Below are 17,590 nucleotides of genomic sequence, written 5' to 3'. Positions count from 1 at the left end.
CCGCGTCAGCGCACGACGTACATGATGCGGCGTGTCTGCGGGTCAACCAGGGCCGGCTGGCCGTTCACATAGACATAGCGGTAGTTGTAGTCGGGGATTTCGCGCAGTTCGACGGTGTCAGGCAAGGTCGCGCCCGTCACCACCTCGCCATCGAGATAGACTGGGTCGAGCCGGTGGGTGCTGATATACGTGCCCACTTCAGCCGGCGGCCTGGCGATCGGATCGACCGGTTCGGCCGAGATGATGGCACCGGTATAGCTGTCGGGATAGTCACTGTCGTCGGCCGGCGCCTCGACGACCGCTATGCCGGCGTCGGCCGGACGCCGTGTCAGCACGACTGCGTTGCCGCCGAAATCGGCCGTCACATAGTCGGAATAGACCCAGCCTTGGCCATTGGCCTCGGCGATGGTGCACCATTTGCTGTTTTCGATGCAGCCATTGAGCGTTGCCGACTGGCCGGCGGCCAGCACGCCGATGACCGGATATTGCGGGCCAGGGCCGGCGCGCACGTTGAGATCGGTGACAGCAGATACCGCGGTATCGGCCAAAGCCGCGCCGGACATGGCGACGAGCGCCCCGGCGACGGCAGGAAACAGTATCCGTTTCATGGCATTCTCTCCGTTTTCGTAGTCCCTCGCGAAACGGAAACGAAGCACAGCCTTATGCGTTCCGGCTAAAATGCCTGGGCCGGCTCACGAATTATTCCCCTTTCTTTCGGCAAATCGGTCAGCAGTTCATGAACGAAAGCCAGTTTTTGCGCGGTCACGTCCGAGATGACGAACGGGTAGAGGTCGGGCAGGCCCATGCAGCGATTGATCGAGTTGGAGGCCTCCGACAGCACCAGCCAGCGGGCGAGAACATCTTCAAAGCGTTCTGGCGTGGCGGCAGGTTCGGCGGGTGCGGCCTGCGGCCTGCCGCCGGTGTCGCCTTGCGGCAGAGTGTTGGGTTCCACGGTTTCCAGCCGGCCAAGCGGAAAGTTCAGCGCATGCACCATCTCCAGCGTATCGGTGATGTGCAGATGGTGCGCCCAGGTCTCGGCCCAGTCCTCCCATGGGTGGGACGTCGCATAGGCCGAGATGTGGCCCTGCTGCCAGTCCGGCGCAGCACCATCGGCATAATAGGTCTTCAGCGCCTGCTCGTAGTCGGCGCGGTCATCGCCGAACAGGGCGCGGAAGGCCGCAAGCCGCTGCGGATCGTCGCGGATCAGTCGGTCCCAGTAATAGTGGCCGAGCTCGTGGCGGAAATGACCGAGCAGCGTGCGGTAGTTCTCGCCCATCTCGACCCGCCGCTTTTCGCGCTCGGCTGAATCAGCCTCGGCGACGTTGAGCGTGATCAGGCCGTTGTCGTGGCCGGTCAGGATGCGCTCGCCGCCGGGACCGCCGCCGATCGGATCGGCAAGCAAGTCGAAGGCAAGGCCAATTTCGTCGGCAGCGCCCTGCTTGGGCGCCACCGGCAATCCAAAGGCAAGCAGCGAATAGATGGCGCGTTTCTTGGCTGCTTCGACGCGGATCCAGCGGCTGCGGTTGCCGTCGACGGAAAGATTGGGGATCAGCTGGTTCAGCACGCAGGCGCGGCAAAAGGCGTGACCCGGCTCGGCCATCCAGTTGCAGGCGCATTCGTCGGCATTGGTGCATTGGAAGACGCCGTCGACACCCGACAGCGCAAAGCGCGCATGCTCGGGATCATAGAGCACCGGGCTGGCGCAGTTCAGGCACTGGGCGTTCTCGAAATAGAGGCGGTGGCCGCAATGCGGGCAGTCGAAGAGTTTCATCTCGATCTCAAATGGTCAGGGCAGGGATATAGTGCGCAGCCGCCCCAAAAGCCTGCCATCGGCCGGCATTCCCTGCCGAAAAGCCCGATCAGCGATGCGGCAGATGGAACAATCGGGCTTCAGCTTGCATTCTCGCCACAGTAATCCCTTGATCGTAGGCAAATTCCCCTGCATTGGCCAGCGCAGCGCCGGCAGACAGTGACAAGTGCACGTTTCGCTGGCAAATTCGCAACCGGGACGTGATTCAGGCAAATCAGGAGAACAGCATGGCATTTTTTGCCAAGGGTAGGATTTTTGTGGCCGCGGCGGTGGCGGTGCTTGCGCTGGCGACGGGCGCGCAAGCGGCGGCCAGCTGTGGCAAAACCGGCGCCGGCTTCGACGCCTGGAAGCCGGAGTTCGCCGCGGAGGCCAAGTCCGAAGGTGTCGGCGCCAAGGGTCTGGCCGCTCTGGCTGGCGCCAGCTACGCAACAAAGACGATCTCCGTCGACCGCGCCATCCACAAGGCGTTCAGCGGTTCGGTGGACGCTTTCATGAAGCGCCGTGGCGGGGCCTCGATCATTTCCAGGGGCCGTTCGCTGAAGAAGCAGAACGCAGCGCTTTTCGAAAGGATCGAGAGCAATTACGGCGTCTCGCCGGGCGTGCTGCTGGCTATCTGGGGTATGGAGACCGGCTTCGGTTCCGCTATGGGCAACCAGAATACGGTCTCTGCCATTCTGACGCTTGCCTATGACTGCCGCCGCCCGGGGTTCTTCTATCCGCATGCCATTGCGGCCTTGAAGTTGGTCGATCGCGGCGCGCTGAGCGCCTCGTCGACCGGCGCCGCGCATGGCGAGATCGGCCATACGCAGTTCCTGCCCGGAAATGTCTTGAAGTATGGCGTCGGCAACGGAAATCTGCGCGACAAGGCGACGGCGCTGGCGTCCACCGCCAACTTCCTCAAGGCGCACGGCTGGCGGGCGGGCGCGAGCGCGAGTGCGAATATGGGCGCCATTGCCGGCTGGAATTCCGCAAGTGTCTACCAGCAAGCCATCGCCCAGATCGCCACGGCGATCGACGGCGACTGACAGGTAGCAATGTCCATCCGACAAGGAAGCCCGGCCATGCGCCGGGCTTTTTGTTGATGGTGCGGAGGTAGGAAGTCGTTTCTTATCCTGGAGTGAGGCCATCGAGCAGGAAGCCGAGGCCTTTGCGGAAAGCACCATCCCAATCGTCATCTAAAAGCAGGCGGGAGCGCTCGATTGTCGGGTAGCGTTCGGTGAGACCTTCAAGGCGCTGCCGCGCGGCGGCCCGGTCGTCGTCCGAAAGGTCGAAGCTCGCCCGGGTGACGGTGGCGCCCATCACATAGTTCCAGAGCGACCATATCGCGACGTTCAGGTCTGCGTCGGCGACACCTGCTGCGGATAAGGTCTTGCCCAGCAGTTCCAGGCGGCCGAGCATGTTCGGGCCGAGCGCCCGGCGCGGCAGCAGCGATGCCGACCAGGGGTGGTGCAGCATGCTGGCGCGCCAGTCTTCGAGCATATGAACGACGTCCTCGCGCCAGTCTGGAGGCTCGGCTGTCTGCGACGGTCCGCGATAGTCGAGCACCGAGTCGAGCGACAGATCAAAGACATCCTCTTTGTTGTCGACATGCCAATACAGGCTCATCACGCCCGAGCCGAGACGATCGGCCAGCCGACGCATGGTCAATCCGTCGAGCCCTTGCGCATCCAGCAGTTCCACAGCGGTCGTCACGATGCGTTCCCTGGAGAGGGGCGGTTCACCGGCCTGCGCCGGCTGGGGCAACTCCCTTGTCTGTCGAGACCGTTTGCTTCGGGCGCCGCTGCGTTTGGCTGCCATTCGTCTTCCTCGCTGGCCGAACCTCGATTTTGGCAGTCACCGTCAGGAATGTCGATGCTGACCGCTTGACTCGTACGGCGTACCGGGACGATGACTCGTACATCGCACGAGCCATATGCTCGCAATCCGCAGAGCCAAGAGAAAATCATGTCGCGAGCAATCAAGCATCTGCTTATCGGAGGGCTAATCATCATGACCATTCCCACGGCGACGACGGCGAATGATCGCAAGCTGACCATCGTCAATCCTCAGACCCTCTACGACCCGTCGCCGAATGGCTACAGCACGGCAGTGATCACGCCCCTCGGAGCCCGGGTGGCCTACATCTCCGGGCAGGGCGGCCAAGACAGCACGGGAGGCTTGTCGCCAGACTTCGCGGCCCAGGTAAAGCAGGCCTACGCAAATTTACGCAGCGCGCTTGAGGGGATCGGCGCCAGGCCGGATCAGGTCGCCAAGCTCACCGTCTTCGTGGTCGACCACGATATGTCGAAGCTTGAGGTGTTGACCAGGAACGTCAAGGACATGTTCGGCGAGACGCTGCCGGCGCAAACCCTGGTTCCCGTTCCCAAGCTTGCCATCGACCCGATGCTGTTCGAGGTGGAGGCCGTGGTCGTGCTCGACTAGCGCGGGGCAGCCGCTGACCGAACGCAGGTGGCGTCATCCATCGAGACTGCTTGCCAAAACCGAGCCGAGTGTCTGGGCACACCACTCTCAATAATGCGAGTAGCCGCTCAGCGGGCATTTCTGGGAAATGGGAACCTGGAAGGCGCCGTCAACACCGTTGCAGGTACGGAAGTAGGAGTTCCGCGGCGGCGTAGCCGCCTTTGGCTTGCCCTCGATGACGATCGGGACTCCGGGAGCCTGCGCGTAGCCGCTCAACGGGCATTTCTGGGAAGCGGGTATCTGGAAGGGCCCGCCGTCAAAACCGTTGCAGGTACGGAATTTGGATGTCTGCGCCGCCGGGGCTTGCGTGGATTGGCACCCGGTAAAGACGATGACCGCCGAAAGAAGAAGAAAAGCATTATTTTTCACTGTCAACACCCCTCTGTCCCGCATGAGGACTAGGAAAAAGGCGCTCAGAGGTCAAACAGGAATTGATGCGGGCGGGTTTAACTTCCCTTGTATAGATGGGTCAAATAAAAACCCGGCGCCGTCGCCGGGTTTTCTCAGCCGTTTCAACGTTGACGAGGTCGGGCGCGGCCTGCTCTCAGAACATCAAGCCTTGCGGTTGCGCGCGGCAAGCGTCCTCAGCCTCAGCGCGTTGAGGCGGATGAAGCCGGCAGCGTCCTTCTGGTCGTAGGCGCCACGATCGTCCTCGAAGGTGACCAGCGCGTCGGAATAGAGCGTCTTTTTCGACTTGCGGCCGTTGACCATGACGTTGCCCTTGTAGAGCTTCAGCCGCACCGTCCCTTCGACGTCTTCCTGGCTCTTGTCGATCATCGCCTGCAGCATCAGCCGCTCGGGCGCGAACCAGAAGCCGTTGTAGATCAGCTCGGCATAGCGCGGCATCAACTCGTCCTTGAGATGCGCGGCACCACGGTCGAGCGTGATCGATTCGATGGCGCGGTGGGCGGCGATCAGGATGGTGCCGCCGGGGGTCTCGTAGACGCCGCGCGACTTCATGCCGACGAAACGGTTCTCGACTAGGTCGAGCCGACCGATGCCATTGTCGCGGCCGAGGTCGTTGAGCGCGGCCAGCATCGTGGCCGGCGACAGTTTCTTGCCGTTGAGCGCAATCGGATCGCCCTTGAGGAATTCGATCTCGATCTCGGTGACCTTGTCCGGCGCGTCCATCGGCGAGACGGTGCGCTGGTGGACGAATTCCGGCGGCTCCACCCACGGATCTTCCAGCACCTTACCCTCGGAGGAGGAATGCAGAAGGTTGGCGTCGACCGAGAACGGTGCGTCGCCCTTCTTGTCCTTCGGAACCGGGATCTGGTGCTGCTCGGCAAAGTTGATCAGATCGGTGCGCGACTTGAACGACCAGTCGCGCCAGGGCGCGATGACCTTGATGTCGGGGTTCAGCGCATAGGCCGACAGCTCGAAACGGACCTGGTCGTTGCCTTTGCCGGTCGCGCCGTGCGCAATCGCATCGGCGCCGGTCTCCTTGGCGATCTCGACCAGGTGCTTGGAGATCAGCGGCCGGGCGATCGAGGTGCCGAGCAGATAGGTGCCTTCATAGACGGCATTGGCGCGAAACATCGGAAAGACGAAGTCGGAGACGAATTCCTCGCGTACGTCGACGACGCGGATGTCCTTGATGCCCATCATCTCGGCCTTGCGGCGCGCCGGCTCCAGTTCGCCACCCTGGCCGAGGTCGGCGGTGAAGGTGACGACTTCGGCGCCGAGTTCGGTCTGCAGCCATTTCAGGATGATGGAGGTGTCGAGGCCGCCGGAATAGGCGAGCACGACCTTCTTGACGTCTTTTGCTTTTTGCATTTGGCGGTTCCGCGATCACGAGTTCTCGGCGGGCGAGGTATCACGGCGTTTCCGGCTAACGCAAGGGACGAACGGGCCTTCGGTCGCCGCAGCCACTGGACCAGACGCCGACGGCGTAGACGAAATAGGCGCTACAACGAACCTTCAGGCGGCTTGCCGCCAGCTTCCGGCCCAGCGCCCCGCGCTCAGCCAGTAGAAAATGCCCCCGACCATGCCGCAGCCGACCACCACCAACACGGCGCTGGTGTCGGTGACGTCGAAATTGGCATCGGCGGTCCGGTGGACGAAGCCGAGGAAGACCGCCGCCACCACCGCGCCAGCGAGCGCATAGAACAGCCAGTCGCGACGGCTGAGGATTTCCGAGACAATGATGACGATCGCCGCCGGCATGAAAGCGAAATAGGCGACGAACAACGCCACGAAGGGAAATGAAAAATACAGCGATGCGGTCGCCGTCGGGTGGGCATGCTCCGGCGCGTAGCCAAGCGACGCCAGCACCATGATGTTGAGAAAGGCGCTGGCCGCCAGCGAGGCGACGACATAGCCGATCAGGATGACGGCAAAGCGGATGAGATAGGCGACGAGACGGTTCACGCCTCGCCGTGCCCCGCGATCATCATGGCTTCCAGCGCCAGCCGGTCCACTTTCCGCATGCGCTCGGAGTCCGACTTGAGCTGGCCGCAGGCGGCCAAAATATCGCGGCCGCGCGGGGTGCGGATCGGCGAAGCGTAGCCGGCATTGTTGATGTAGTCGGCAAACTTCTCGATCGTCTCCCAGTCCGAGCACTGGTAGTTGGTGCCTGGCCACGGGTTGAACGGGATCAGATTGATCTTGGCCGGAATGCCCTTGAGCAGTTTGATCAGCCCCTTGGCGTCCTCGATGGAATCGTTGACGTCCTTCAGCATCACATATTCGAAGGTGATGCGCTTGGCGTTCGACAGGCCGGGATAGGCGCGGCAGGCCTCGATCAGCTCCTTCAGCGGATATTTCTTGTTAATCGGCACCAAGAGGTCGCGCAGATCGTCATTGGTCGCATGCAGCGAGATAGCAAGCATGACACCGATCTCTTCGCCGGTGCGAAAGATTTCCGGCACCACGCCGGAGGTCGACAGCGTGATGCGGCGCTTCGACAGCGACAGGCCGTCGCCGTCGGAGGCGATCAGCAGCGCCTTCTTCACCGCTTCGAAATTGTAGAGCGGCTCGCCCATGCCCATCATGACGATGTTGGACACCTTGCGGCCCTCGGCCGGCACGATGGCGCCGTCGGGCGTGTCGCGGTCGGGGAAATCGCCGAGCCGGTCGCGGGCGGTCAGAAGCTGGGCGAGGATTTCCTCCGCCGTCAGATTGCGCACCAGCTTCTGCGTGCCGGTGTGGCAGAACGAGCAGGTCAGCGTGCAGCCGACCTGCGATGAGATGCAGAGCGTGCCGCGGCCTTCCTCGGGAATATAGACGGTCTCGATCTCGACCGGACGGCCGGCGCCGCGTGGCGGAAAGCGGAACAGCCATTTGCGGGTGCCGTCGGCGGAAATCTGCTCCTCGACGATTTCCGGCCTGGCGACGGTAAAATGCTTGTCCAGTTCGGCGCGCAGATCCTTGGAGATGTTGAACATGCCGGCAAAGTCGGAAACGCCGCGCACATACATCCAGTGCCACAGCTGCTGGGCGCGCATCTTGGCCTGGCGCTCCGGCACGATGCCTGATGCAACGAGGGCCTCGCCAAGCTCGGCCCGGGTCAGGCCGATCAGCGACGGCTTCTCGGGCGCGGCGCGGGCGCGCAACGCGTCACGAGCGCCCTCAATGGTGAGATCGAATGAAAGGGTCATGGTGGCACTTGATATAAGCGGTTTGCGGCCGATTTCAGCATCGTGCCGGAATTGAAGCGCGGCGCATAGCACAGGTTGGGGGCAGAGTCATGCGCGGGGAATGCGCCGGCTGATAGCTCGCTACGGCCATCTGGCACCCTGCCCAGTCCTCGCGCTGCAAATGGACCGATCACATAGTCGTGTGTTTGCGTAACGATTCCCATCGCGCCTTCGAAGTCCGAAGGGGGCAACTATGCCCCTACAAAATGGGAGTATGCAGAATGAACTCTATCAAGCTCGCCGTCATTGCCGGCCTCGTCGGCCTTTCCGCCTCGCCGGCATTTGCCGAAGACGCGATGGGCACGATGACCATGATGAAGGGTGGAGAAGTGATGGCGATCATGCCGGACGGGCATATGGGCACCATGATGCCGGATGCAAAGATGGGCGCCGAGATGATGAAGATGGCAAAGCCGATCAAGCACTGCATGATGATGATGACCGACGCCAAGGGCAAAGCCTTCATGATCGATACGTCGACCAAGAAAGCCCAGGCCGAATGTGAAAAAATGGCCATGTAAGACTGAACCGCCGGCACGCACGCCGGCCTGAAAAAGCAAAAAGGCCGGGCTTTGCGGCCCGGCCTGTCATTGCAAAACGAAGTTGCCTAGTTACAAGCCTTGCCTACTTGCACTTGGCGATCGACGTCAGCGCCGCTGAAATGCCTTTCAACGAGAAGACGTAGGAGGTGGGGTTGCCGCGACCGGACTTGGCCGACACCTTCATGTCGGTGCCGGTCTTCATCGCGGCGATCAGCACCGGCTCCTCGGCGGCATTCTCCACCCAGGCCGACTTGCCGCGCGTGAACATCGAGAAGGACTTCTTGTCGATGGTGACGGTGGCCTTGGAGCCCTCCTGGAATTTGTAGCCGGCAATGAATTGCGGCTCGTAGGACACCTGCTGTCCCGGTCGCTGGCTGACGAAGAAGAACATGTCGCCATGGTCGAGCGTCGGCGGCTGCTTGTCGGTCGGCACGGTCAGCACGTAGCAGACCTTGCCGCCGGAAGCCTGGTAGCTGTAGGTGCCCCAGGCATTGTGCTGGCCGGTCTTGGTCGCGGTCTGCGCCAGCGCCGGCGCTGTCAAGGCCACCAGGACCAGGCTCGAAACTGTAGCAATCAATCCGCGCATCGTTTTTCCCGTATTCCAACTGGTGCGGCGGCAGGCCGGTCTGGCGTCCTGCCCGTCGCTTCATTTTGATTTAATCTGGGTTACCAAACGGTGAATTTCCCTCGCGAAAAGGACATTCACCCCGGGAAACCACCGCCATTTCCCCGCCGCCTGCCGAAAAGCGACCGTCAGAATGTCCCTGGCGCGACTTGGAGGCCACGAAAGCGGCAAGAGTTTGACTTTTCAACTGGACTGCCGGCTCAGCTCTTGTCGGCAATCGCCCGCTTGGCGGCGAGGCGGTGCGCCGGCGTGATGTGGGCGCTGACGGCGGTGATCGCGGCGGTCAGCACAGCGATATCGTCGGTGAAACCAAGCCCGAAGACGAAGTCGGGGATGACATCGACCGGCAGCACGAAATAGCCGAGCGCCGCCAGCAAAATGCCCTTGGCGCGCACCGGCGTCTTCTTGTCCATGGCGCAGTAGTAGGCGGCAACCACCTCTTCCATGAACGGGATCTGGCGGGCCGCCTTCTTGGCCGTGCGCCAGAATTTCTCGCGCACTTCGCCTTCATCGCTGCCGCCAAAGCCGAAGAAATCAAAACCGGGTTGTTGCGCCATCAGTCTCTCCTTGCGGGCTCAAGCGCATCGTTGCGTTGGCGCCTGCGAGGGAAAATGTGGTGAAAGCCTAGGTCCGCTACAAGCTCTCCTTGGAAATTAGCCGAAACACCCCTCACTTCGTCATCCACGGGCGACGCAAGGAGCGAAGCGACGCGGGGCTGACCCGAGGATCCATGCCGCTACCGCAAAGCGATGCAGCGGTTCAGAATTCTGCGCCGCTGGACTCCACGACAAGGGTCGCGGCATGGATCCTAGGGTCTTCGCGACGGAGCTTCGCTCCTGCTTCGCCCTAGGATGACGAAGCGAGGCTACTTGCGCTCCTGCACTCAGCCAAAATAGCGGTTCATCTTCTTCGCCAGTTCGATGTCGAGGGCGGTGACGCCGCCGGCGTCGTGGGTGTTCAGCGTTACGTCCACCGTCTTGTAGACGTTCGACCAGTCGGGGTGATGGTCCATCTTCTCCGCGGCAAGCGCGACGCGGGTCATGAAGGCGAAAGCTTCGGAAAAATTCTTGAAGGTGAAGGTGCGATTGATGGAGGCGCCATCCGCGGCCTGCGACCAGCCGCCGAGTTCGGCCAGCGCGGCGGCGATGGCTTCCTTGCCCAGTTTCTCTCTCGTCATCTCAGCTTCCTGTGCTATTTCGAAAAATGACCTTCACCATAATGCATGTCGCCCAAAAGTGTGTCGCGGTTTTGGGATAACGACATGCATCAAGACAAAATGCCGGATCGATGAGCGCGAACCCCATAAAATCCATTCTCTTCGTCTGCCTCGGCAACATCTGCCGCTCGCCCTTGGCGGAGGGCACCTTTCGCGCGGTGCTGGCCGAGCGCGGGCTGGGCGGGGATATCCTGCTCGATTCAGCCGCAACCAGCGGCTGGGAGGTCGGCTCTGCTCCGGATCCACGCACGATTTCGATCGCGGCACGGCACGGCATCGACATTTCCAGTCAGAGGGCGCGCAAGGTGACGCCGGACGATTTCTCCCGCTTCGACCTCATTTTGGGTATGGACCGGTCGAATGTCCAGGACCTGAAAGCGCTGGCGCCGGCCGCCTTGCGCGACCGGGTGCATCTGTTCCTGGAGTTCGCCAACGGTACAGCCCGCGACGTGCCGGATCCCTATTATGACGGGGCCGACGCGTTCGCTTTGGTCTACCGCATGATCCGCGAAGCGTCGGAGATGCTGTCCACGCGGCTCGCGACACGGGTATCCGTGCCCGACAGCGGCCAGGCCTCCTCGACGATGTAGGGTCCGCCGCCGACCGAATCGCGCGACGACATCAGGACGAAGCGGCCGACGCGGAACGGCAATGTCGAAAAATTGCCGCGTGCCGAAAGATACTGGGCGACGTCGAGCGGGCTCGAATTGCGCAAGCGCGCCAGCGTCACATGCGGGGTGAATTTGCGCGGATCGGCGGGGAGGCCGAGCCGCTGGCAGATGCGGTCGATCTCGCCCTGCAGGGCGGAAAGATCGGGCGAAGCTGAAACGCCGGCCCACACCGCATGCGGCTTCTTCTGGCCGAAAGCGCCGACACCCGACAATGTCAGCGAGAAGGAGGGGCGGTGGATCCGGTCGAGCGCATTGGCGATCTCGTCGGCGACATGGCCCTCGACATCGCCGATGAAGCGCAGCGTCATGTGGTAGTTCTCAACGTCGATCCAGCGGGCTCCGGGCAGGCCGCCCCGGAGCAGGGACAGCGAAAGAGCGGCGTCACGCGGTATTTCGAGGGCGGTGAAAAGACGCGGCATGGAGAGCCTCCCTTCCTCGAATCGAACTATGCCCCTAGCGAATCATCGATATTGAAACTCGGCAAGTGGTTTGTTGGTCGCAGGCTCGTCGGACAAGCTTCCCCAACGGCATGCCGCGGGAATAACTCACTTCAGGGATTGCCCTGCACCGCGGCAATTGCCTTTTCCACGGTCGGCAGGATGCGTTCGACCATCTGGTCGACACCCCGGGCATTTGGGTGCAGGCCGTCTTCAAGCTGCAAAGGCGCTTGGCCGGCAACGCCGTCGAGAAAGAACGGATAGAGCGGCACATCGTATTTCGCGGCCAGTTTTGGATAGATCGTGTCGAAAGCGTTCTGGTAATCGGCACCGAGATTGGGGGCAGCGCGCATGCCGGCCAGCAGCACGGCAATCTTGCGCTGTTTCAGCTTGGCCAGCATCTCGTCCAGGTTCTTTTCGGGAATGTCGGGTGAAACGCCGCGCAGCATATCGTTGGCGCCAAGCTCGAGGATGACAAGATTTGTGCCGTCCGGCACCGACCAATCGAGCCGAGCCAGGCCACCGCTCGACGTATCGCCGGAAACCCCGGCATTGGCGACGCTCACATCAAGACCTTTGGCGCGAAGGGCTGCCTGCAATTTGTCGGTAAACCCTTCGCCAGGGCCGAGGCTGAAGCCCGCCATCAGGCTGTCGCCGAAGCCGACGATCTTGAACGTCTCGGCGTGCGCCAATGAGACGGCACTGCTGAGGCCAAGAAAAAGCATGAAGCCTGCGGCAAAGATGCGTTTGAAAGACATGCGGCAGGCCCCATATGACCAAGGATTCTTCCGGCCCGACAAGCAGAGCCTTCATCCTCCCATATAGGACGCTTTCATTTTGACAGAAGCCGTCATCGCGCTGAAAGACGTATCGCTGACGCTCGGCGAAGGTGCGTCGTCCGTCCATGTGCTGAAGGGCGTCAGCCTCGATGTGGCCGAGGGCGAGGCGACCGGCATCGTCGGCCCCTCGGGGTCCGGCAAGTCGACGCTGCTGATGGTCCTGGCAGGGCTGGAAAGGGTCGATTCGGGTACGGTCCGAATCGCCGGCGAGCTGTTGAACGGCAAAAGTGAGGACCAGATTGCTTCGTTTCGGGGACGAAACATTGGCATCGTCTTCCAGTCCTTCCACCTCATCCCCAACATGACGGCGCTCGAAAATGTCGCGGTGCCGCTGGAGCTTGCCGGCCATGCCGATCCGTTCGGGGTGGCCGCGCGGGAGTTGGGAGCTGTAGGCCTCAGCGATCGCGTCACCCATTATCCGGGCGAGTTGTCCGGCGGCGAACAGCAGCGTGTGGCCATTGCCCGGGCGCTAGCGCCCTCGCCGCGTCTTTTGATTGCCGACGAGCCGACCGGCAATCTTGACCAGGCGACGGGACGACAGGTTGCCGATCTTTTGTTCGCCAAGGCGGCCGAGCGCGGCATGACCCTGGTGCTGGTCACCCATGATCCGTCGCTGGCGGCGCGCTGCTCGCGCCAGGTTTCGATGCGCTCGGGACGGATCGAGGCGCCAGCACCGGTCAAGGTGCCGGCCTGATGCCGCTGTCGCGCACGCTGAAACTGGCCTTCCGTTTCTCGCTGCGCGAGATGCGCGGCGGGCTGTCCGGCTTCATGATCTTCCTTGCCTGCATCGCGCTTGGCGTCGCAGCGATCGGCGGCGTCAATTCGGTGGCGCAGGCGATTACATCAGGCGTCGCCAACCAGGGCCAGACGCTGCTCGGCGGCGACATCCGTTTCCAGATCAATCAGCGCGATACCAGCCAGGCCGAGCGCAGCTTCCTCGATGGGCTGGGCGCGATCTCGCGTAGTGCCAACATGCGCTCGATGGCACGGCTCGAAGACGGTTCCGACCAGTCGCTGGTCGAGGCCAAGGCGGTCGACGAGGCCTATCCGCTCTATGGCGCGCTGGTGACTGCGCCGGCGCTGTCGAAACAGGATCTGTTTGGCGAGAAATCCGGCGTGTTCGGCGCCGTCGCACCCGATCTTCTGTTCGATAGGCTCAAAGTGAAGATCGGCGACCGGCTAAAACTCGGCAGCGCCACATTCGAACTGCGCGCCAGGCTTGTCACCGAGCCGGACGCCGTGTCCGACGGTTTCGGCTTCGCGCCGCGGCTGATGGTGTCGACTGAGGGGCTGGCCGCCTCCGGCCTGATCCAGCCGGGCAGCCTGGTCGAGAATGCCTACAAGATCCGCCTGCCCGCCGGGGCCAGCGAGGCCGATATCAAAGGCATCCAGGAGCAGGCGGCAAAGGACTTTCCAGAAGCCGGCTGGTCGATCCGCTCGCGCAGCAATGCCGCGCCGGCGCTGTCCTCCAACATCGAGCGCTTCTCGCAATTCCTGACGCTGGTCGGGCTGACGGCGCTGGTGGTCGGCGGCGTTGGCGTCGCCAACGCGGTGCGCGCCTATCTCGACGGCAAGCGCGGCGTCATCGCCACCTTCAAGAGCCTGGGCGCTTCCGGCGGCTTCGTCTTTACCGTCTATCTCGTGCAGATCCTGATGATCGCCGGGCTCGGCATCATGCTTGGCCTGGTGCTTGGCGCGCTGATGCCGTTTGCGGCAAGTGCTGCCCTGCAGTCGGTCATTCCGGTGCCGGCCGAGGGCGGCTTCTATCCCGGCGCGCTCGCCATGGCGGCGCTGTTCGGGCTTTTGGTGACGCTGGCCTTTGCGCTTCTGCCGCTCGGCCGCGCCCGCGACGTGCCGGCAACCGCGCTGTTTCGCGAAATGGGGTTTGAGGGTCGCGGCTTTCCGCGCCCGCCCTATGTCGGCGCGGCAATCGGCATTGCGCTGCTCCTGGCGGCGCTGGCCATTTTGTTCTCCGGCGACCGCCGTATCGCCTCGATCTTCGTCGGCGCCACCATTTTTGCCTTTCTTGTGCTGCGCCTGGTTGGTGGGCTGGTGCAATGGGTGGCGAAAAAGAGCCCGCGCGTTCGCTCCGTGGCGCTCAGGCTGGCCATCGGTAACATCCATCGGCCAGGCGCGCTGACCCCGTCGGTGGTGCTGTCGCTGGGCCTCGGGCTGACTCTTTTGGTGACGCTGGCGCTGATCGACGGCAATCTGCGGCGGCAGATCTCCGGCAGCCTGCCGGAACGGGCCCCGAACTTTTTCTTCGTCGATATCCAGAGCAATGACGTCGATGCCTTCTCGACGCTGATCGGCAGGCAAGCGCCGCAAGGCACGCTGCTCAAGGTGCCGATGCTGCGCGGCCGGGTGATGGCGCTGAACGGCGTCGATGTCGGCAAGGTCAACGTTCCGCCCGCAGGCGCGTGGGTGCTGCGCGGCGATCGCGGCCTGACCTATGAGGCGAAACAACCCGCCAACGCGACACTCACCGAAGGCGCGTGGTGGCCGGACAATTATGCCGGCGAGCCGCTGGTTTCGTTCTCGGCCGAAGAGGGCAAAGAGATCGGGCTGAAGCTGGGCGATACCATCACCGTCAATGTGCTGGGCCGCAATGTGACGGCCAGGATCGCCAATTTCCGCCAGGTCGAGTGGGAGACGATGGGCATCAACTTCGTCATGGTGTTCTCGCCCAACACTTTTGCCGGGGCACCGCATGGCTGGCTGGCGACGCTCACCGAGAAGAACGCTTCGGCGACCGACGATGCCCGCCTGCTCAACGCCGTCACCCGTGCCTTCCCTGCGGTGACGACGGTCCGGGTCAAGGACGCGCTCGACATCGTCAACCGGCTGGTGGCGCAGCTCGGCACGGCGATCCGGGCGGCGGCCGGCGTGGCGCTGTTCGCCTCGGTGCTGGTGCTGGCCGGGGCGCTTGCCGCCGGCAACCGCGCCCGCATCCATGACGCGGTGGTGCTGAAGACGCTGGGCGCGACGAGGAAAACGCTGATTGCGGCCTTCTCGCTGGAATACATGCTGATCGGGCTTGCCACCGCCATCTTCGCGCTGGTTGCGGGCGGGGTTGCGGCGTGGTTCGTCGTCGCGCGCATCATGACGCTGCCGTCGCATTTCATGCCCGAAGTGGCAGTCGCCACAATCGTCTTTGCGCTGGTGATCACGGTCGGCATCGGCCTTGCCGGCACATGGCGGGTGCTGGGGCACAAGGCGGCCCCGGTGCTGCGGAATCTCTAGTCTGGGCGACCCGCTTTTGGTTAAATTTTGTTAATGTTGCGGGTCTGAAAGCCGCCAAACCGGGTCTGCAATGTTTCACAAAGCATTACATCCGGTTACGGCCTTGTTCTTGAGGCAAAGAACCATCATATTTCGCCATAGGCATGCTGGAGCCCCGCCAGCGGCGCCTGGGCCCAAATGGGCCTGACACCGGACGGGGCAGAAGCAATAGAGGACTCTCATGGCTGAACCCCTTCGCAACTACCAGACGCGCGCCGTGCCCGGCGCCCGCGTTGACGCAGGCATCGACCAGGGCCTGCGCGCCTACATGATCAAGGTCTACAATCTGATGGGGCTTGGCCTCCTCATCACCGGCCTTGCTGCCTGGGGCGCTTTCCAGCTCGCCGTCACGGGTGATGGCCAGCTTACCGCTTTCGGCGCGCTCATCTACACAAGCGCTTTCCGCTGGGTCGTCATTCTGGCCCCGCTGGCTGCCGTGTTCTTCCTGTCGTTCAGAATCCAGTCGATGAGCGTTGCCGCGGCGCAGACGACCTTCTGGGTCTATTCGGCCCTGGTTGGCCTGTCGCTGTCGACCATCTTCCTGGTCTACACCGGCGCCAGCATCACCCAGACCTTCTTCGCCACGGCGGCCGCCTTCGGCGCGCTGTCGCTCTACGGCTACACGACCAGGCGCGACCTGACCGCCTTCGGCTCGTTCCTGATCATGGGCGTGGTCGGACTGATGATCGCGATGGTGATCAACATCTTCCTGCAGTCGTCGGCGCTCGGCTTTGCCGTCTCGGCGCTCGGTGTGCTGATCTTCGCAGGCCTCACCGCCTATGACACGCAGAGCATCAAGGAAATGTATTACGATGGTGACGCCACGGATGTCGCCGGCCGCAAGGCGATCATGGGCGCTCTGAGGCTCTACCTCGACTTCATCAACCTGTTCATGTTCCTGCTGCAGTTCATGGGCGACCGCCGCTAATCAGCAGCGCTGGACCATCGAGTTCAAGAAGGGCGGCCCAACGGCCGCCCTTTTCTTTTGCGCCGGCCTTTGCTGTAATAGCGGGCAGATGGATCACTTGCATAAATTATGAGCAGCATCACGATACGCGCCGCTATTGCCGCCGACCTTGACCGGATCACGGAAATCTATGCCGACGCGGTGACTCATGGCACGGCGAGCTACGAGCTGGAGCCACCGAGCCGTGCCGAAATGGGCACGCGATTCGACAGTCTGACGGCTGGCGGCTTTCCCTATCTGGTGGCGGAGAAGGACGGCACGGTGCTCGGCTACGCCTATGCCGGCGCCTTCCGGCCGCGCCCGGCCTATCGCTTCATCGTCGAGGATTCCGTCTATGTCGCGCCCGATGCCAAGGGACAAGGCGTCGGGCTCAAGCTGATGCTGGCGCTGATAGAGGCAGCCCGAGCGGCGGGCTTTCGCCAGATCGTCGCCGTCATCGGCGACGGCCACGCGGACAGTGCCTCGGTGCGGCTGCACGAAAAGCTCGGCTTTCGCCATTCGGGGCGCCTGGAAGGCTCCGGCTACAAGCACGAGCGCTGGCTGGACACCGTGTTCATGCAGCTGTCGTTGAATGGCGGGGCGCAGGTGCCGCCCGATCCCGAATCACTTCCGGAGCGGAAATTTCGTCAGCAGAAATAAGGGTTTAGGCTTCGACCAGCTTCAGCGTGCGGTCGAAGACGCCAAGCACACGGCCAAGCTCCTGGCCGCGCTTGAGGATGCGGCCGCCGGCGGCGATGACGGCGAAGGCGCCTTGTCGGCGCGCCAGCTGCGGGTCCTTGACGATCTGGAATAACGGCACCTCGCTGGTGCGGCGGAACACCGAAAAGACGGCGCGGTCGGCAAGCTGGTCGATGGCGTAGTCGCGCCATTCATTGGCGGCGACCATGCGTCCGTAAAGTCTGAGTATCTGGTCCAGCTCGCGCCGGTCGAAGCGAACCGGCTGGTCGAGGCGTTCGCGTCTTGCCTCATGCAACGGGATCAATATTGCGGATGCGTCCCCATCCTCCGCCCCACTGCCGCGATCGGTCATGCGTCGATCCTTCAAAATGAATCTTGCCAGCCAAAGTTGGCGTGTTCGTCGCCGAATTGCAAGACCCGGCTAA

21 protein-coding genes are annotated in these 17,590 nt (G+C 62.8%); 8 read left to right on the top strand and 13 right to left on the bottom strand.

Features of this window, described 5'->3' with window-relative positions:
• Positions 1-5: 5 nt before the first annotated feature.
• Both AC1D0N_RS28440 and AC1D0N_RS28435 read right to left on the bottom strand, forming a co-directional pair.
• A complete protein-coding gene (locus AC1D0N_RS28440; protein WP_477249558.1) occupies positions 6-608 on the bottom strand; it encodes a DUF1236 domain-containing protein in 603 nt (200 codons plus the stop codon).
• A gap of 65 nt (positions 609-673) precedes the next feature.
• A complete protein-coding gene (locus AC1D0N_RS28435; RefSeq protein WP_477249557.1) occupies positions 674-1,771 on the bottom strand; it encodes a zinc-binding metallopeptidase family protein in 1,098 nt (365 codons plus the stop codon).
• Between the two features lie 266 nt (positions 1,772-2,037).
• Here AC1D0N_RS28435 and AC1D0N_RS28430 point away from each other — a divergent pair, with 266 nt between their 5' ends.
• Positions 2,038-2,835: a lytic murein transglycosylase gene (locus tag AC1D0N_RS28430; RefSeq protein WP_477249555.1), complete on the top strand. Its 798-nt coding sequence runs from the start codon at positions 2,038-2,040 to the stop codon at positions 2,833-2,835.
• An 82-nt stretch (positions 2,836-2,917) separates the two neighbouring features.
• Here AC1D0N_RS28430 and AC1D0N_RS28425 read toward each other — a convergent pair whose 3' ends face one another.
• Complete coding sequence (locus tag AC1D0N_RS28425) at positions 2,918-3,607, bottom strand: TetR/AcrR family transcriptional regulator (protein ID WP_477249553.1); 690 nt, start codon at positions 3,605-3,607, stop codon at positions 2,918-2,920.
• A gap of 147 nt (positions 3,608-3,754) precedes the next feature.
• Between AC1D0N_RS28425 and AC1D0N_RS28420 the strand changes: the two genes are divergently transcribed.
• A complete protein-coding gene (locus AC1D0N_RS28420; protein ID WP_477249551.1) occupies positions 3,755-4,231 on the top strand; it encodes a RidA family protein in 477 nt (158 codons plus the stop codon).
• Between the two features lie 87 nt (positions 4,232-4,318).
• On the opposite strand, the gene AC1D0N_RS28415 is transcribed toward AC1D0N_RS28420, so the two are convergent.
• From AC1D0N_RS28415 to rlmN, 4 genes are all read right to left on the bottom strand, one after another.
• A complete protein-coding gene (locus AC1D0N_RS28415; RefSeq protein WP_477249549.1) occupies positions 4,319-4,648 on the bottom strand; it encodes a hypothetical protein in 330 nt (109 codons plus the stop codon).
• 174 nt (positions 4,649-4,822) lie between these two features.
• Positions 4,823-6,046 (bottom strand): argininosuccinate synthase, encoded by a 1,224-nt coding sequence (locus AC1D0N_RS28410; protein ID WP_477249547.1) that lies wholly within the window; start codon positions 6,044-6,046, stop codon positions 4,823-4,825.
• A gap of 144 nt (positions 6,047-6,190) precedes the next feature.
• Positions 6,191-6,640 (bottom strand): hypothetical protein, encoded by a 450-nt coding sequence (locus AC1D0N_RS28405; protein WP_477249546.1) that lies wholly within the window; start codon positions 6,638-6,640, stop codon positions 6,191-6,193.
• Positions 6,637-7,869: a dual-specificity RNA methyltransferase RlmN gene (rlmN, locus tag AC1D0N_RS28400; protein WP_477249545.1), complete on the bottom strand. Its 1,233-nt coding sequence runs from the start codon at positions 7,867-7,869 to the stop codon at positions 6,637-6,639. The genes AC1D0N_RS28405 and rlmN overlap by 4 nt, the downstream gene beginning before the upstream one ends.
• A gap of 260 nt (positions 7,870-8,129) precedes the next feature.
• Here rlmN and AC1D0N_RS28395 point away from each other — a divergent pair, with 260 nt between their 5' ends.
• Positions 8,130-8,429, top strand: a complete 300-nt coding sequence (locus tag AC1D0N_RS28395) for a hypothetical protein (RefSeq protein ID WP_477249544.1) — start codon at positions 8,130-8,132, stop codon at positions 8,427-8,429.
• Positions 8,430-8,532: 103 nt separating this feature from the next.
• On the opposite strand, the gene AC1D0N_RS28390 is transcribed toward AC1D0N_RS28395, so the two are convergent.
• The 3 genes from AC1D0N_RS28390 to AC1D0N_RS28380 all read right to left on the bottom strand — a co-directional run bounded on the left by AC1D0N_RS28390 (position 8,533) and on the right by AC1D0N_RS28380 (position 10,252).
• Entirely contained in the window at positions 8,533-9,036 is a 504-nt protein-coding gene (locus AC1D0N_RS28390; protein WP_477249542.1) for an invasion associated locus B family protein, read from the bottom strand.
• Positions 9,037-9,275: 239 nt separating this feature from the next.
• A complete protein-coding gene (locus tag AC1D0N_RS28385) occupies positions 9,276-9,632 on the bottom strand; it encodes a YkvA family protein (protein ID WP_477249540.1) in 357 nt (118 codons plus the stop codon).
• 326 nt (positions 9,633-9,958) lie between these two features.
• Positions 9,959-10,252, bottom strand: coding sequence for a 4a-hydroxytetrahydrobiopterin dehydratase (locus AC1D0N_RS28380; protein WP_477249539.1), 294 nt, complete (start codon positions 10,250-10,252; stop codon positions 9,959-9,961).
• Between the two features lie 110 nt (positions 10,253-10,362).
• On the opposite strand from AC1D0N_RS28380, the gene AC1D0N_RS28375 reads away from it, so the two are divergent.
• Positions 10,363-10,881 (top strand): low molecular weight protein-tyrosine-phosphatase, encoded by a 519-nt coding sequence (locus AC1D0N_RS28375; protein ID WP_477249537.1) that lies wholly within the window; start codon positions 10,363-10,365, stop codon positions 10,879-10,881.
• Here AC1D0N_RS28375 and thpR read toward each other — a convergent pair.
• Positions 10,785-11,381 (bottom strand): RNA 2',3'-cyclic phosphodiesterase, encoded by a 597-nt coding sequence (gene thpR, locus AC1D0N_RS28370; RefSeq protein WP_477249536.1) that lies wholly within the window; start codon positions 11,379-11,381, stop codon positions 10,785-10,787. The genes AC1D0N_RS28375 and thpR overlap by 97 nt on opposite strands.
• 131 nt (positions 11,382-11,512) lie before the next feature.
• Positions 11,513-12,157 (bottom strand): arylesterase, encoded by a 645-nt coding sequence (locus tag AC1D0N_RS28365; RefSeq protein ID WP_477249535.1) that lies wholly within the window; start codon positions 12,155-12,157, stop codon positions 11,513-11,515.
• Between the two features lie 79 nt (positions 12,158-12,236).
• Between AC1D0N_RS28365 and AC1D0N_RS28360 the strand changes: the two genes are divergently transcribed.
• From AC1D0N_RS28360 to AC1D0N_RS28345, 4 genes are all read left to right on the top strand, one after another.
• Entirely contained in the window at positions 12,237-12,932 is a 696-nt protein-coding gene (locus tag AC1D0N_RS28360) for an ABC transporter ATP-binding protein (RefSeq protein WP_477249533.1), read from the top strand.
• Positions 12,932-15,481, top strand: a complete 2,550-nt coding sequence (locus AC1D0N_RS28355) for an ABC transporter permease (RefSeq protein ID WP_477249531.1) — start codon at positions 12,932-12,934, stop codon at positions 15,479-15,481. The genes AC1D0N_RS28360 and AC1D0N_RS28355 overlap by 1 nt, the downstream gene beginning before the upstream one ends.
• 220 nt (positions 15,482-15,701) lie before the next feature.
• Positions 15,702-16,448, top strand: a complete 747-nt coding sequence (locus AC1D0N_RS28350; protein WP_477249530.1) for a Bax inhibitor-1/YccA family protein — start codon at positions 15,702-15,704, stop codon at positions 16,446-16,448.
• A 108-nt stretch (positions 16,449-16,556) separates the two neighbouring features.
• Entirely contained in the window at positions 16,557-17,126 is a 570-nt protein-coding gene (locus tag AC1D0N_RS28345) for an N-acetyltransferase family protein (protein ID WP_477249529.1), read from the top strand.
• Positions 17,127-17,130: 4 nt separating this feature from the next.
• Here AC1D0N_RS28345 and AC1D0N_RS28340 read toward each other — a convergent pair whose 3' ends face one another.
• Complete coding sequence (locus tag AC1D0N_RS28340) at positions 17,131-17,517, bottom strand: DUF2794 domain-containing protein (protein WP_477249527.1); 387 nt, start codon at positions 17,515-17,517, stop codon at positions 17,131-17,133.
• Between the last annotated feature and the right edge of the window lie 73 nt (positions 17,518-17,590).

Source organism: Mesorhizobium sp. P2_E10 (genome assembly GCF_056404235.1).
Note: the sequence above shows the minus strand (reverse complement) of the source record. Positions and strands in the feature narration are given on the sequence as shown.

What these genes read in the sequence shown, in the direction of transcription:
- AC1D0N_RS28440 (WP_477249558.1), bottom strand. Translation starts at nt 608, where the DNA reads ATGAAACGGATACTGTTTCCTGCCGTCGCCGGGGCGCTCGTCGCCATG.
- AC1D0N_RS28435 (WP_477249557.1), bottom strand. Translation starts at nt 1,771, where the DNA reads ATGAAACTCTTCGACTGCCCGCATTGCGGCCACCGCCTCTATTTCGAG.
- AC1D0N_RS28430 (WP_477249555.1), top strand. Translation starts at nt 2,038, where the DNA reads ATGGCATTTTTTGCCAAGGGTAGGATTTTTGTGGCCGCGGCGGTGGCG.
- AC1D0N_RS28425 (WP_477249553.1), bottom strand. Translation starts at nt 3,607, where the DNA reads ATGGCAGCCAAACGCAGCGGCGCCCGAAGCAAACGGTCTCGACAGACA.
- AC1D0N_RS28420 (WP_477249551.1), top strand. Translation starts at nt 3,755, where the DNA reads ATGTCGCGAGCAATCAAGCATCTGCTTATCGGAGGGCTAATCATCATG.
- AC1D0N_RS28410 (WP_477249547.1), bottom strand. Translation starts at nt 6,046, where the DNA reads ATGCAAAAAGCAAAAGACGTCAAGAAGGTCGTGCTCGCCTATTCCGGC.
- rlmN (WP_477249545.1), bottom strand. Translation starts at nt 7,869, where the DNA reads ATGACCCTTTCATTCGATCTCACCATTGAGGGCGCTCGTGACGCGTTG.
- AC1D0N_RS28395 (WP_477249544.1), top strand. Translation starts at nt 8,130, where the DNA reads ATGAACTCTATCAAGCTCGCCGTCATTGCCGGCCTCGTCGGCCTTTCC.
- AC1D0N_RS28390 (WP_477249542.1), bottom strand. Translation starts at nt 9,036, where the DNA reads ATGCGCGGATTGATTGCTACAGTTTCGAGCCTGGTCCTGGTGGCCTTG.
- AC1D0N_RS28385 (WP_477249540.1), bottom strand. Translation starts at nt 9,632, where the DNA reads ATGGCGCAACAACCCGGTTTTGATTTCTTCGGCTTTGGCGGCAGCGAT.
- AC1D0N_RS28380 (WP_477249539.1), bottom strand. Translation starts at nt 10,252, where the DNA reads ATGACGAGAGAGAAACTGGGCAAGGAAGCCATCGCCGCCGCGCTGGCC.
- AC1D0N_RS28375 (WP_477249537.1), top strand. Translation starts at nt 10,363, where the DNA reads ATGAGCGCGAACCCCATAAAATCCATTCTCTTCGTCTGCCTCGGCAAC.
- thpR (WP_477249536.1), bottom strand. Translation starts at nt 11,381, where the DNA reads ATGCCGCGTCTTTTCACCGCCCTCGAAATACCGCGTGACGCCGCTCTT.
- AC1D0N_RS28365 (WP_477249535.1), bottom strand. Translation starts at nt 12,157, where the DNA reads ATGTCTTTCAAACGCATCTTTGCCGCAGGCTTCATGCTTTTTCTTGGC.
- AC1D0N_RS28355 (WP_477249531.1), top strand. Translation starts at nt 12,932, where the DNA reads ATGCCGCTGTCGCGCACGCTGAAACTGGCCTTCCGTTTCTCGCTGCGC.
- AC1D0N_RS28350 (WP_477249530.1), top strand. Translation starts at nt 15,702, where the DNA reads ATGGCTGAACCCCTTCGCAACTACCAGACGCGCGCCGTGCCCGGCGCC.
- AC1D0N_RS28345 (WP_477249529.1), top strand. Translation starts at nt 16,557, where the DNA reads ATGAGCAGCATCACGATACGCGCCGCTATTGCCGCCGACCTTGACCGG.
- AC1D0N_RS28340 (WP_477249527.1), bottom strand. Translation starts at nt 17,517, where the DNA reads ATGACCGATCGCGGCAGTGGGGCGGAGGATGGGGACGCATCCGCAATA.